The organism is Micrococcales bacterium, from assembly GCA_016703125.1.
Lineage (GTDB): Bacteria > Actinomycetota > Actinomycetes > S36-B12 > UBA10799 > JADKAV01.
Map to the genome: position 1 here is coordinate 425,983 of JADJCR010000002.1, position 14,403 is coordinate 440,385.

Here is a 14,403-nt window from a genome sequence, read left to right on the forward strand (position 1 = left end):
TCACACCCCATCCGGATTGCGTCGTCTGGTCAGGGCCACCAACAGCGCCAGGATCGCCCGTCCCAGATAGAGCGTCGCGCGCAACGGCGTCTGGCTGGAGGCACCGGCACGTCGGTGCTGCATCGTCACGGGGACCTCGGTCACCAGCAGGCCGGACCGGATCGCGATCACCAGCGATTCCACAGTGTCCCCGAGGTACTCGGCCGGGTAGTGCTTGGCGAACAGCCGGATGGCGGCCCGGTCCGCAGCGCGCAATCCGGAGGTCGTGTCGGTCAGGTCGGTGCCGGCCATCCTGCTGAGCACCCGCGCCAGTAGGTGCATCGCCCATGCCCGCGGCCCGTGGACGGCATAGGTGCCCGATCCTGCGAAACGCGAGCCCACCACCACCGACGCCGAGGACAGCGCGCCGACCAGTGCGGGGATGTCAGAGGGGTCGTGCTGACCGTCGGCATCAATCTGGATCACAACGTCGACGTCGTCGTGCACGGCATAGAGGAAAGCGGTGCGCATGGCGCCGCCCACACCCACGTTGAATGGCAGCCGCAACACCTCCGCCCCCGCAGCCTGTGCGACCTCGCCGGTCCGGTCCTCTGAGCCGTCGTCGATCACCAGCACCTGCGCTTCCGGAACCGTCTCGCGCACCTGTCGCACGACTTCGCTGACCGTCGACTGCTCGTTGAGGGCCGGGATGGCGACGAGTATCGACTGCGGGCGCCCCATGCCCGTTACTCTGCCAGACAGGGAGTATGGCGCCCGTCTGCGTGACCGCGGCGTCCGGACAGACTCGTGGGAAGGGCTCAACGTGGGCAGGAATGCCGGTGTCCGCCGTGGCCGGATCATGGCGGTGGTGGTGGCTGTCGCCTGGCTGGCTCTGGGGCTGGCATGGTCGCTGGCGAGCCCGCCGGGATCCTCACCGGACGACGACTTCCACCTGGGTTCCATCTGGTGTGCCTGGGGACGCGAATCCACGGGGTGCGTCGAGGGCGCCATCGGTGAGACCAGGGTCGAAGTGCAGGTCCCCGCGCTGCAGCAGGCCTTCTCCAACTGCGTGGCGCTGAAACCGGAGGCCAGCGCCGCCTGCCAGTTCGCAGCGGAGGGCCCGGCACCGACGACGGCGAACACCGGACTGTACCCGCCGGGCTACTACTCGTTCCTGCGACTGTTCGCCACGGACAACCTCGCGGGCTCCATCGTGGCCATGAGGATGGCGATCTGGATCGTCTGTTCAGCGCTGTGGGCGGGCTTGTTACTGGTCATGCCCAGGACATCGAGGCATCGGGTCCTGCTGGCCGTCCTGGCAGCATTCGTCCCGCTCGGGCTGTTCCTGTCGGCCTCGACCAATCCCAGTGGCCTGGCCGTGACCACCATCCCGGTGGCGGTGCTGGCCGTCGCGTTCGCCGGGGACTTCAAGCGGCGACGGGGTGCGGCGGCCGTGGGACTGGCAGCGGTGGCGGGCGTGGCGGCCGTCGTGACCCGCTCCGACGCGCCGTTCCTGCTGGCCCTTGGACTCGGGGCTGTGCTGCTTCTGCGGGTCCGCGACTGGCGTTCAGCGGGTTCCTGGTGGCCGGCTCCCGCGGCGGTGGCGGCCAGTGTCCTGCTGGGGCTGTTCATCGCGGGCACCCAGACGCGCAACATCACCGGGGGTCTGCCCGGGGCGGACGGGACCGCGTCGGGGGCGGGTCCGTCCATCGGTGCTGTGCTGCGGTCACTGCCGACCTACTTCGTCGGGGAATATGCCACGACTCTCGGCTACATGGACGTCCCCATGCCGGCGGTGGTGTGGGCACCCGTGGCAGCGGTGATGGCGGCCACTGCGGTGCTGGGGCTGGCCTCTTGGCGCCTGGAGAAGGGCCTGGCGGTCCTGCTCGTCGTTTTGGGCCAGGTGGTGGCCCTGCTGGCGCGTCAACGGCCCGCAGGCGTTGGTCCTCGGGGTCGCGCTGGCCGGGAGTCAGTCGCTGGCACTGCATCAGGTGCTCGTTCGCTACACCGTGGGGCTCGGGGCGCCGGGCGAGCACCTGTGGCTGCGTGACGGGCAGTGGTGGTGGGAGATTCCGATTTCCCCCCTTGCTGTGTGGCTGGCGGGTAGTGCCGCCTTCGCGTTCGCGGTCGCCTGGGTCCTGAGCCAACTCGTCCGTCCGGCCGACCAGGAGTCAGCGATTGCGGAGGTGGCCGCAGTCCACGCAGATCAGTGAGCCCCGCGGCCCGTGGCGACGGCCTTGACGGTCTTCACCATGATCACCAGGTCCAGCGTCGGTGACCAGTTCTCGACGTATCGCAGATCCATCTGCATCCGCTCGGACCACTCGACCTCTTTGCGGCCGGCGACCTGCCAGAGACCGGTGACGCCCGGCTTGGTCAGATGCCGCCGATGGTCGGAGGTGCCGAGCAGCGGCAACTCCTCGACGAGCATCGGCCGGGGGCCAACCAGGCTCATGTTGCCCTTCACGACGTTCCATAACTGGGGCAGCTCGTCGAGTGACCAGCGGCGCAGGAACCGGCCGAAGGGGGTGATGCGGGGGTCGGTCCGGTAGGCGTCTGGATCCCCCGCGATGCTGCCCAGCACGTCTTCGCGGCTCTCATGGGAGCCCTCGTACATGCTCCGGAACTTCACCAGGCGGTACACCCTGCCCGCCCGGCCGACCCGCTCCTGGATGAACAGCGCCGGACCCGGGGAGGTCAGGCGGATGATCAGCGCGATGAGGGCCATCAGCGGCGCCACGAGGATCAGGCCCACGCCCGCGAAGACCACATCGGTGGCACGTTTGAGCAGCGCCTTCGGCCCTGTGAGCCGGGGCTCCTCGAGGTGCATCAAAGGCAGGCCGGCTGCCGGGCGGATGTTCAGCCGGGGACCGGTGACATCACCGAGAGTGGGGGCGACGAGCAAGTCGATGCTGGGACCTTCCAGCCGCCACGAGAGCCGTCGGACCATTTCACCGGTGATGGCGGAGGCCTGACTGATGGCGACAGCGTCGACTTCGTACTCCTCGAGAGCCGAACCGACCTGGTCGAGCCATGCGTCCAGCGCTGTCAGCGAGGTGGGACCGGGCATGTCCACAACCACCTTGAAGCCGGTGCGCGGATCCTTGGACAGGCCGGCCTCGATGTCGTCGAGAGCCGGACCGGAACCTATCACCAGAGTCCTGCGCATGAGGTTGCCCTTGTGGCGCTGGCTGAAGACCCACACGCGCATCAAGCGCCTGCCCAGCGGCAGCAGGACCGCACCCGCGAGGAAGGTGGCCACCATGAACTTGCGGCCGTCGCTGATCTCGAGGATGAAACCGACTGAGGCGAAGAACGCGAACGTGCCCACGGTGGCGGTGATCACGTTCTTGAATTCCTCGGAACCGACCCCGATCCGGCTGCTGTCATAGGCACCACGCATGGCCAGTACCGCCACCCAGACACCGAGGATGGTCAATGCCACGAACCAGGGATACGCGCCGGAGCCCTGTGCGACGAACAGGCCGATGGCCACCGAAACGGCGATGACGAGGGCATCGACGGCCATTGCCACGATGCTCATGGATCGCAGGGGATCGGCTGACGACCGGGCGGCGTCGTGCGCGAAGCGGGCAAGGGCTTCAGGCAGTGGTGCGCGACCACTGACGGGTTGCCCGACGTGCTGAAGCGCCATCGTCACCCCTTCCGCCTGTGGCCGTCTCCCCTCAGCAGGGTGGCATGTGGGCCGAAGGAGGTGCGAACCCGGAATACCCTTCGTGACCCTTTTGTAATGCCTGGTCACAGCCGGTCATCGGGCCGTTCCAGGGTGCAGCAGGGTCAGCCCAGCACCTGCAGTCCGAACAGGATCGCCCAGATCACCCCGAGGATCTGCAGAACCCGGTCACCCCACACGAGATCCTCCGGGGCCTCCGCGCACCCCGCATCCACGTCGCGGGCGTAGCGCAGCAGTAGCAGGACGAAGGGGATCACCGAGAGCTGCGCCCACAGGGCGCTGCCACCGTCACCGAATTCTGAGGCCCACAGCCCGTAGAAGACCACCGCGATGCCGACCGATACGCCCCAGACGAACCGCAGGTAGCCCTCGGAGTACTCGCGCAGCCCCCGGCGGGTTTCCGCCTCGTGGCCGTGGGTCACCAGTTCGCTGTAGCGCTTGCCCGCCACCACGAACATCGCCGATGCCGCGGTGACGGTGAGGAACCACGTGCTGATCGGGATCCCACTGGCGACACCGCCGGCGATCGCCCGCAGGACGAACCCGGCTGCCACGCTGGCGAGGTCGAGGACGGGCTGGTGCTTGGCCCAGAAAACATACACGGCTTGTAGCAACAGGTAGGCGAGCAGCAGCAGGGACAGGTCCGGGCTGCCCAGGGCCAGGGGGGCCCCGAGTGCCACCACCGCGAGGAGCGCAGCGGTCCCAGCTGCGACCAGCACCGGAACCGTGCCCGCAGCGATAGGACGACTCCGCTTCGTGGGGTGGTTCAGATCGGCTTCGCGGTCGAGGACGTCGTTGGTGAGGTAGACCGCGGACGAGGCGGCACAGAACGAGACGAAGGCCAGCAGCGTGTAGCCGAGGACCGAGGCGTTCCCGATCTGCCCCGAGGCCAGCGGCACCGCGAGCACGAGGAGGTTCTTGATCCACTGCTTGGGCCGCATGGAGACCAGCAGGCCGCGGGCGACCGACGTCGCTGCCTCAGTGGTCATGGAAGCACCTTCTTCGATGTCGGGACCGGGCCGATTCTAGTGTGCTGCCCGAATCGAGAAGGCGGGCGCGACCCCAGCGACCCCAATCACGAGGCGGGAGAGATAGGTACAACGGGGAGCGAAGAGGACGCGCCGGATCGCTCCCGGGTATCCGCTAGTCTCCCGGGTGGAACTGAAGGTCGCGGACCCCAAAGTCACGCCATCCGCAGCAGCACTGGCTGGGTGTCCACTGTTGTGGTTTCCGCGGTCGCGCAGGACCCGTCGACGCGGCACACCTGCAGTCCCCGGGTGTCCACCGCGACCGGTGAAACGGTGGCCCACACGATGCTGAACGCGGCGCCGTCGGCGGCGGTGAAGGCGCACCGCCGGACGCCGGCCAAGTCCGAGCAGCCCGCGGCGCGGGCGCCGGTGAGCCAGTCGCGCACGGTGAGGAAGGCAGTGCCGGCGGGGGTGATGCCGGCGGTGGTCGTCATGTCGATGCCCAGCACGCCGAGGTCCCAGCCGTACCAGTAGGTCCGGGCCACGCCCAGCGTGGCGGAGTCCACGAACGTGCGCGCGACGTAGGTGGCCGCGGTGGTGGTTTCCGGTACCACCTGCGGCATCCCGGCCCGCCGGTCGCCGTAGTTCACCTCGGTGTCCCACAGGGGACGATTGATGCCGACCCGGTTGAGGACGCGCTGGGCGGCGCGGATGCTGGCCGCGCGGGCGTCCGGTCCCTTCGTGGTGTCCACAGGGTAGAGGTGGACCGCCATGGCGTCGACGGGGTCGCCCGCCTTGTGCAGGGCGCGGGCGTATCGGAAGAAGAAACTCTCGTTCTGGAACAATGGCCCGGGGATGACGGTGCTCGAGGCCGCCACGACCGTTGCGGAGGGGTCGATGAGCTTGATGGTGTCGTAGGCCCGACGGGTCAACTGGGCCAGGGCCGTCCAGTCCCCCTCGTAGAAACTGCGGGTGTTGGCCTCGTTCCAGATCTGGTAGGCGGTGATGCGCCCCTCGTAGCGCTTGACGACCTCGCGCAGGAAGCCGAGGTAGTCCTCCGGATCACGGGGCAGGGAGGTGGTCCCCTGCCCGTACAGGCCGGGAAGTTGCGGGTTGCGTGCGGCCCATGCGGGTGTCGATCCGAGGACGTACAGGATGTCGTCGGCACCGGCCGCCTGCGCGTTGGTCACCGCGGCGTCCAGGGCCGTCCAGTCGTAGACGTCACGGGCGCGTTCGATCTGGTCCCAGCGCACCCCGGCGTCCCACAGGCGCACTGAGGACAGGCTGACCCCCACGGGTGCGGCCTGCGCGATCCCCGCCACGTGCTGGCCGAAGCCCTGCGCAGGGAGCGGCTGTCCGGGACCCACGCCCAACAGCAGCGCCCCGACGACTGCGGCGGCACCGATCACCGGGCCAGCCTTTCGCACAGGTCCGCGTACCCGTCGATGACGTCCTCCCACACGTACGCGGTCTCGGCCCGCAGGCGTGCCAGCCGGCCGCGGTCGTCGTGCGCCACCTCGTCGTGGTCCACCGCACGGGCGACCCCGGTCTCGTCGGTGAACCATGCTGCGTGACCGCCGGTGACCTCGCGGTTGAAGGCGCAGTCGTAGGCGGTGATGCGGGTGCTGGCGCCCATGGCGCGCAGCAGGGAGGGGTTCGTCCCGCCGACGGAATGGCCGTGCAGGACGCTGCGGGAGCCGACGTAGAGCTGGTCGAGCAGCTCCTGGTCCCAGACCGATCCGAGCAGCCGGATCCGCTGTTCGCCGCGCGCCGCGCCTGCCACGGCGGTCGCGTACTCGTGGGAGTAACTGGCCGCGCCCACCACGACCAGGGGGAGTTTCGCTGCGCTGCGCCGGTAGCCGCGCACGATCTCCAGCACATGGTTCTCGGGCTCGAAGCGTGCCACGCACAGGTGGTAGCCGTCCCGAGTCAGGCCGACCTCCGCCAGGCGAGGCGCCGGCGGATCGACCAGCGGCGCACCGTAGGGCAGGTACACGCCCTCACGGCCGTAGCGTTGCTGCACGTAGTCGGCGATGGCGTGGGCGTCGGCGATGATCGCGTCCGCGTGCATGACCGCCGAGCGCTCCGCCCACGCGTAGTACCTGGCGCCGAACCCCTCCCACTTGGCTCGCTCCGCCTCAAGGCCGTCGACGTGCACGGCCACGGGGATGCCACGCAGTTTCAGCGGCGAGACGAACGGGGCGTTGCCGCTGTTGAACACGATCGCCACGTCGAGGCCGTGGAACATCGCATGTGCTGTGGACAGCGCGGTGTGGCTGAGAGTCTCGGCAGCCTTCAGCCGCAGTGCCGGCAGGTTGACCAGCCGGGTGCCCTGGTAATGCCGCAGGGTCTGGCCGGGGTTGCGGCAGTACACCGTGACATCCCACCCGCGTCGTGCCAGCCCGGGCCCGATGAACTCCACGGCGGTCTCGAAGCCGCCGTGGCGCGCCGGGATGCCCCGGGTGCCCAGCAGGGCGACGCGCCTCACGACAGCCGGATCGGCGCCGCGCCCACCTTCACCGTCGTCGCGGCGGGCTTGGTCGACCCGGTGAGCGTGGTCACCGTGGTCACTCCCGAGGGCCGCTTGATGGTCTTGGATGTGGCGGCGTAGACGATCCGGGTCGCGCCCACGGAGCAGGTGGTGATCCCGCGGGAGGTCTTGCATCCCTTCCAGGCACCTGCGGACAGCCAGTCGCGGGTGTTCAGGAACGCGCGCCCGGCGCGGGTTACCGACCCGTCCGGCGCGGTCAGCGAGATGCCGAGCACGTCGATGTCCCAGCCGTACCAGTACGTGCGCGCGATGCCGTACCGCGCGGAGTCCAGGTAGGTGCGCGCGACGTAGGCGGCGGCTTTCTTCGGCTTCGGCACGACCTGACTGGCGGTGCGCCGGTCCCCGTAGTTGACCTCGGTGTCCCACAGCGGCTTGTTGATGCCTACCTTGCCCATGACCTGCCGGACCGCGGCGATGCTGGCCACGCGGGCGTCCGGACCCTGCTTCGGGTTGACCGGGTACAGGTGCACGCTGATCGCGTCGACCTTTGCCTTCTGCCGTTTCAACTCGCGCAGGTAGCGGAAGAAGAAACTCTCCGTCTGGAACTTCGCCGTGGGGATCACGGTGCTGGACGCAGCCACGATGTCGGCCTTCGGGTCGGCCGCGCGGATGGTCTTGGACGCCTTCTTGGTCAGTGCCGCGAGCTTGATCCACCCGTCGTACTTCCCGCCGTTGTAGAAGCTGCGGGTGTTGGCCTCGTTCCAGATCTGGTAGGCCGTGATGCGCCCCTGGTACCGCTGGGCGACGGCCTTGGCGTACTTGAGGTAGTAGGAGGACTTCTTCGGCAGCGAGGCGGTGCCGGGGCCGTACAGGTCGGTGCTGGAGAACCGGCTGGCCGCCCACTTCGGGGTGGACCCGAGGACGTAGAGGATCTCCGATGCCCCAGCGCGCTCGGCGGCGGCCACGGCGTTGTCCAGCGCGGCCCAGTCGTAGGTGCCCTTCGTGGGCTGGATCTGATCCCAGCGCACGCCGGCATCCCACAGCCGTACCGCGGAGACGCTCACCCCGGGGGTCGCACCGGCACCCAGTGCCGCCACATGCAGGCCGAACTGCTCCGGACCGATCGTCTTGGCGGCGGCGGTCCCCGGCACTGACATCACACCGACGGCCACCACTGCAGGCAGCACAGCCCAACGGATCATCGATTCGCCTCCCATGAGTTGTTATGGAACCAGCAGGACCGGCGCCTGCTTGACGCGGACCTGTCGGTTCTTGATGCGTTCACAGCTCCCGTCCAGCGAGCAGACCTCACGGACGTCGAACCGCGAACGCGGCAATGTCACTGTCCGCGTCTTCTTCAGCGGCGCGTACAGGATGTACTGCTTCTGCCCCGATCGCTTCAGCGAGCACACCGTCACCCGTTGGTCCGAGCACGTCCCCCACTTCGCACCGGACAGCCAGCCCTGGACGGTGAAGAAGGCCTGACCGGGCGGTAGCACGTTCCCGGAGACCTCCTGAGTCGTGCTGATCCCCATGACCTGCGACTCCCACGAGTACCAGAAGACCTTGGTGATGTCGTAGCGCAGGCTGTCCACGAAGGTCCGCCCGAGGTACGCCGCCCCCACCTTGGGCTTGAAGACCTCCTCGGGATGACCGTTGTCACGGCGGTTGCCGTAGTTGACCTCGGTGTCCCAGATCGGCACCCGGGAAAGCCCGACCTTGTCGACGACCACGCGGGCCATCTCCAGTCCCTCCAACCGGTCGGTGGGGTTACCCCCACCGGGGCCGCTCAGCGTCCAGGGGTACAGGTGCACACTGATGGCGTCGAGCTTCACCTTGCGGTTACGGATGGAGCGCAGGTAGCGGTAGAAGAAGCTCTCCGTGGCGAACTTCTTGCCCTGGATGACCGTGCTCGAGGCGCTGACGATCTGCGCCTTCGGGTCGATGGCGCGGATCTCGTCGGCCGCGATGTCGGTCATGAGGGCCATGCGCTTCCAGTGCGCGGTGCGTTCCGGTGCCCAGAAGGATGCGAGGTTGGCCTCGTTCCAGATCTGGTAACTGGTGATCCGGCCCTGGTAGCGGGTGGCCACCGCGCGCACCCAGTCCCGCCAGTAGCTCAGCTTCGCCGGCTCCGAGGCGGTCCCGCCGCCGTAGTAGTACGTGTCGGGCCGGATGTACTTCGCGGCCCAGTCGGGGGTGGAGCCGAGCACGTACATGATCTCGCGGGCGCCGGCGTCTTCAGCGGTGGCCACCGCGGTGTCGAGCCGGTCCCAGTCGTACTCGCCCTGCGCCTTCTCGACCTGGTCCCAACGCACGCCGGTGTCCCACAGTCGCACTCCGCCGAGCGGGCCCGGGAACTCCTTGCCCGCGCTCAGGGTCGACACGTGCATGCCGAAGATGCCGCGATCGATCTTGCTCCACGAGGACGTGGGCGGTGGCGTCACGGGCTGGGGGACCGCCTGTGCAGGGGCAGTGCTGAGGAGGGCGGCGGCCGCGAGGGCGGTGGCCGCGAGCAGGCGTGCGCTCATCGGACCCCGTATCCGAGGGCGACGACCGTCGGGCGGGTCACGGGGAAGCGGGTGTGCGCGGTGTCACCGTCCACAGTCCATTCCCCTTCCAGCGGTTGCGGAGCCGACGGGCCGTACACATTCACCGTGAGGTCCACGCCGTTCGTCGTCAACTGATGTTCGACGCCTGCACGGTATTCCAGGTTCCCATCCCTCCCAAACGTGCCGTCCGGTAAACGGTAGGACACGGTGGTGTAGCTGCTCTCACCGGGCGGGATCCAGCGCCCGACCCGAACGGCTTTGCGGCCATCGGTGTCCGTGAAGACCCTTGAGTCCTGCTTGATGTCGCCTGGGTTCGCCGCGATCTTGACGTCCTGGGCGTCGTCCGGGAGGAAGACGATGTTCCAGTGGAAGGCCCAACGGGTCGTGTAGCCGATGCGGTCCTCCAGTGGGCTGCCGCCCTCGGCCGGCGCGGCGTTGGTCACCTTCGCCGTCTGGACGATCCGCGCGGATCCGTTCCGGTCGAGGTGGACGTCGTGGATCACGCGGCGGGTCTGGAAGATGTCCACCTTCGAGGAGTTCTGGTTCTGGGTGAAGAAGGCGATCCGGTCGGGCTCGGGCGGGGGCTGGGCGCCATCGGCCTGGGCCTCCCGCAGAGCCTCGGCGAGACGGTTGTTGGAGAGATGGACCCGGACGTGATGGCCCGGTGCGGTGGCGAAGATCGCTCGCCCGACAGTCAGTGCCCCGGTCCCGCTCTGGATCCGTGCCAGCATCTCGTCGATGAGCTGCTGGTTGACCGCCTTGCGCTGCTGCTGGGCCGCCGCATCCTCGTTGTAGCCCTCGAAGAACAGCTTCTGGACGAGATTGTCGGCCGTGATCTGGCCGTACAGCTCGGTCTGGATCGGCCCGGTGGCGCTAACGGCTGCTGCGAGTGCCTCCGGATCCAGCGAGATCACCCCGTCCACCGGCCGGTTACCGGTGGCCACCCACGAGCGCATCATGTTCTCGCCGGTGATCCGGTAGTCCTGGTGCAGGTTCGACCAGGCGAACCCGTCCCTGGCGTTCGTCTCGGCGTAGTACGGTCCGCGCGACACCGGATCCCATGGGAAGGCGGGGTTCGTGAAGTCGGGACTGACCGGGCCCTTCTCGAGCACCTCCATCTTCCCCTTGTCGAACCGCACCACGGCGGTACTGAGCGCGGCACCGCCGCCGGGGAACAGCTCGCCGGCGTTGTGGAAGACGACGAGGTAGGTGGCGGGCTTGTCCTCGCCGAGCAGAGTGGGCAGGTCGGGGAGGATCTCCTCGTAGATGGCCAGGCCCCTCTGGATGCCGGCCACCTCGGCTCCGGCCTCATCGACGTACTGACGAAGCATGGGGGACACGCCGGCGGGCACCTGCCGCAGTGTCTGGTCGGCCTGCGTGAGGATCGCGTCGATCTGGTCGATCTGGGGCTGGATCTGCTGCAGGGCGGCGACGTTGATCGTGCCGTTCGCGAAGGCGGCCTGCCCGAGTCCGTCGCTGCCGGAGAGCCGGGCGTAGACGTCGTTGGTGACCGAGGCTGCGTCCAACACCTCCTGGGCGGCTGCCATGAACGTCGACACCCCATCCAGGTTCGTACGGAAGTAGGGCACGGCCTTCAGCGCGGAGATGGGCGGCGAGTTCACCGCATCCTGGACGGCTGCGGTGTCGCCGTGGGCGGACTCGATGGACGCCGCTGCAGCCTGCGGGTCACCGGCTGCGATCTGGTCGGTCATGGCCTGTAGCGCCGAGTTGGCCTGTTTGGCGTGCCAGCCGACGAGAACCAGGCTGCCGACGAACCACAGCGCCGCGACCGCCGCCACCAGCAGGATCCACGTCCGCGGCCGCCGCCAACGCGTCCGTGCACTCGAATCGGTCACGACGCTCCTCTTGGCCTCTCCTAGAAACGACGGCGGATGCGCCGTGGCGGTTCCCTGCTTCGATGATACGGGCGGGGGGTCAGGCGGCCAGGTGACTGCCGCAGGGTCCGGGCTTGGTCAAACCCGCCAGCGTGCGCGGTTCTGCAAGGCGTGGTGATGCGGATGCCGGGGTGTGTTCCAACCGGGTTGTTTCGCTCCCGGATGGAGGGTTCTCTCCGGCCTGGGGCAAACCGCCGGTGGGAACCCTGACAAACAGAAACCCTCCCCGGAGGGAGGGCTCACTGGTGCGCGAGGGGGGAGTTGAACCCCCACGCCCTTGCGGGCACACGGACCTGAACCGTGCGCGTCTGCCTATTCCGCCACCCGCGCGCCCCTCAAGGGTACATCAGGGCTCAGGACGGTAGTTGATGTGCATCCGCAGCGGTTCCAGTGGCAGCGCCTGCGGTTCCTCGGCCAGTATCCCGGACAACTCGGACACCAGTTCGGCGAAGGGCTGCGAGGCGCGGTGCTGGTCCTGGCCCTCCGGGCTGGCGAACCACTCGAAGAGCCACACCGCATTGGCCTCCTGCGGGTCCAGGCACATGACGAAGGCCTCAGTCTGCGGTTCAGCGTCCGCCAGCGCGTCGGCGTAGCGATGCAGTGCGTCCAGCAATGCGGGCCTGCCGCCGGGCTGGGCCAGCAGGCGGACCATCAGGCCCTGCCGTCCGGGCAGCAGGTCCTGGAGAGGATGACTCACGGGGGGAGCCTAACCCGTGGCCGGCATCGAGGTCAGAGCTCGCGGGCCGCCGGACCGTGCCAGAGGTCGGCCGGGGCGAACACCCGCAGGTTGCCGGCCTTGCCCGGGAACGAGTACTTGCCGGCGCGCGAGGTCTGGGTCGTGTCGATCGTCTTCCAGCCCTTGCCGGCCTTGCGCTGCAACTGCACTTCACTGGCGACTTTGCTCGGGCTCACCCGGCCGGTGATGCGACCCTTGCGAGCGGCGCTGACGCTGGTGCCGATCCACTGCGATTCCCTGGGGCTAGCGGCGTTCCAGAACCCGGGGGCGAGCAGCGTGAACTGGTAGTGGAAGGACCACCGCAGATCGCGTACCAGGTAGGTCTCCGGCCCGTCGGCGCTCGGGATGAACTTGCGGATCTTCTCCGCGCGGCCACCCTGCTGGGTGGTCACCTGCAGCGGCCAGCCGCCGATGTACCCGAAGGTCGGAAGGCGCAGGCCGACCTGCACCTTCTGCCGGCTGTTACGCGGCACGCTGCGGGACTTGGTGAGTGTCCAGTTCAACGGCCGAACGGTCGCGATGGCCCGTGACTGCCCGGTCGGGCCCTGGGTGAACACGGCGAACGAGTAGGCCTTGTTCGGGTCCTTGCCCGGGACCTCCACGGTGACCGGCTGGCCGGCACCAGCACCCTCCCCCACCCGGCTGCCGCCGTAGATGCCAACGGGTGCCTTGATGCCCTTCTTGAACTGCACGATGTAACTGGTGCCTGCGGCGGGAGTGAACGTCACCCGCGCGGTGCCGCCGGAGCCGCTGGCGGCGATGTCGCGGGGCATGCCCGGGGCCCGGCCCGCCCCGATCTGCTCCAGCAGCGCGGCCGGATCGATGATGCCCGCACCGGTGTCCGGGTCGGAGCCGGTCGCGCCCACGTCGCGCGCGGTCGCGGCGATCTGCTGGGCCAGGGGCTCGCCGCCCGCGCCGGGCGAGTAGCTCATCGCCAAGGCGGCCACGGCACTGGCGTAGGCGGTGGCCATCGAGGTCCCGGAGGTCCAGAAGTACGGGCGCTTGGTGTACGTCGAGAGGATGCCCTGGCCGGGGGCGGCCACATCGATATGCGGACCCCTGTTGGAGAACGAGGCCCGTTTGTTGTCGAAGTCGGTGGCGCCCACGCCGAGCACGCCGGGGTACCCGGCCGGGTACATGACCAGCCGCGCGCCCTCGTTGCCGCCGGCTGCGACCAGGGTGACCCCGGCGCCGCGGGCGTAGTCGATGGCCTCGGATTCCACCCGGTTGGTGGAGTCCGCCCCGAACGACATGTTGATGACGTCGGCACCGTTGTCAACGGCCCAGATGATCCCGCGGGCGATGTCGTCGGAGTCCCCAACCCCGTCGCCGTCGAGCACCTTGACGGGCAGGATGCGCGCGCCCGGGGCCAGGCCGGTGATGCCCGAGCCGTTGGCCTTGCCCGCGATCATGCCCGCGAGGAACGTCCCGTGCCCGTTGTTGTCCGAACGCGCCCCAGGCTTACCGGTGATCGCGTTGAAGCCCTTGGCCACCTTCCCTTTCAGGTCGGGGTGGGAGGCTTTCACGCCGGTGTCCAGGACGGCCACGGTGATCCCGTAGCCCGTGGTCCGCGCCCACAGGTCCTCAGCCTGCAGCCGGCTCAGTCCCCACTGCAGGTCGCGGCCCTTGTCCTGTGTCGGCAGGGCCATGGCGTAGCGCGTGCGCGGGGTGTCGACGGCCAGCACGGTGTCGCCTGCGGTCTGTTCGGCCAGGGCGACCGGGTCCGGCGCCGTGGTCACCTGGACTGAACCGTCGTCGGTGCGCACCAGGGCGGAGACCTCGTCGGTGACGGCCGGAGCGGTGGCGGGGACGTCGGGTCCCAGGGTGGGGACCTCCACCGTCGGGTCGATCGGTGCCGGCTGCGCGTCGTCGGCCAGCGCGGGGGACAGTGGCGCAAGCAGCAGTGCCGCAGCCACGAGGCCCACAGCAAATCGGCGTTGTGTCACGTGTCACCCTTCCTCATCACTCACCATAGGACGTCGGCCACCGGCCGCGCGGTTCCGCCGTGGGTGCCACCGGCGTTGTGCCCGGTGCTGGGCGCCAGCAAACTGGTGGTGCCGGTTCGCTCGCGTCGGGGCGACCCCACAGGCC

General features: G+C 68.9%; 11 protein-coding genes and 1 tRNA gene. 1 reads left to right on the forward strand and 11 read right to left on the reverse strand.

What is annotated here, in order from left to right; all coding sequences use genetic code 11:
• Positions 1-720 (reverse strand): glycosyltransferase family 2 protein, encoded by a 720-nt coding sequence (locus IPG68_03770; protein ID MBK6762433.1) that lies wholly within the window; start codon positions 718-720, stop codon positions 1-3.
• An 82-nt stretch (positions 721-802) separates the two neighbouring features.
• On the opposite strand from IPG68_03770, the gene IPG68_03775 reads away from it, so the two are divergent.
• A complete protein-coding gene (locus IPG68_03775; protein MBK6762434.1) occupies positions 803-2,029 on the forward strand; it encodes a DUF2142 domain-containing protein in 1,227 nt (408 codons plus the stop codon).
• 156 nt (positions 2,030-2,185) lie between these two features.
• On the opposite strand, the gene IPG68_03780 is transcribed toward IPG68_03775, so the two are convergent.
• The 10 genes from IPG68_03780 to IPG68_03825 form a co-directional block, all read right to left on the reverse strand.
• Complete coding sequence (locus tag IPG68_03780) at positions 2,186-3,523, reverse strand: sugar transferase (protein MBK6762435.1); 1,338 nt, start codon at positions 3,521-3,523, stop codon at positions 2,186-2,188.
• A gap of 254 nt (positions 3,524-3,777) precedes the next feature.
• Complete coding sequence (locus IPG68_03785; protein MBK6762436.1) at positions 3,778-4,662, reverse strand: decaprenyl-phosphate phosphoribosyltransferase; 885 nt, start codon at positions 4,660-4,662, stop codon at positions 3,778-3,780.
• A gap of 194 nt (positions 4,663-4,856) precedes the next feature.
• Positions 4,857-6,050, reverse strand: a complete 1,194-nt coding sequence (locus tag IPG68_03790) for a hypothetical protein (GenBank protein MBK6762437.1) — start codon at positions 6,048-6,050, stop codon at positions 4,857-4,859.
• Positions 6,047-7,129, reverse strand: a complete 1,083-nt coding sequence (locus IPG68_03795) for a DUF1972 domain-containing protein (protein MBK6762438.1) — start codon at positions 7,127-7,129, stop codon at positions 6,047-6,049. The genes IPG68_03790 and IPG68_03795 overlap by 4 nt, the downstream gene beginning before the upstream one ends.
• Positions 7,126-8,334 (reverse strand): beta-galactosidase, encoded by a 1,209-nt coding sequence (locus IPG68_03800; GenBank protein ID MBK6762439.1) that lies wholly within the window; start codon positions 8,332-8,334, stop codon positions 7,126-7,128. The genes IPG68_03795 and IPG68_03800 overlap by 4 nt, the downstream gene beginning before the upstream one ends.
• A 21-nt stretch (positions 8,335-8,355) precedes the next feature.
• Complete coding sequence (locus IPG68_03805; GenBank protein MBK6762440.1) at positions 8,356-9,660, reverse strand: hypothetical protein; 1,305 nt, start codon at positions 9,658-9,660, stop codon at positions 8,356-8,358.
• Positions 9,657-11,537 (reverse strand): DUF4012 domain-containing protein, encoded by a 1,881-nt coding sequence (locus IPG68_03810; protein MBK6762441.1) that lies wholly within the window; start codon positions 11,535-11,537, stop codon positions 9,657-9,659. The genes IPG68_03805 and IPG68_03810 overlap by 4 nt, the downstream gene beginning before the upstream one ends.
• A gap of 282 nt (positions 11,538-11,819) precedes the next feature.
• Positions 11,820-11,906, reverse strand: a tRNA-Leu gene (locus IPG68_03815).
• A gap of 16 nt (positions 11,907-11,922) precedes the next feature.
• A complete protein-coding gene (locus IPG68_03820) occupies positions 11,923-12,273 on the reverse strand; it encodes a hypothetical protein (GenBank protein MBK6762442.1) in 351 nt (116 codons plus the stop codon).
• Between the two features lie 32 nt (positions 12,274-12,305).
• Positions 12,306-14,258, reverse strand: a complete 1,953-nt coding sequence (locus IPG68_03825) for a S8 family serine peptidase (protein ID MBK6762443.1) — start codon at positions 14,256-14,258, stop codon at positions 12,306-12,308.
• Positions 14,259-14,403: the final 145 nt, after the last annotated feature.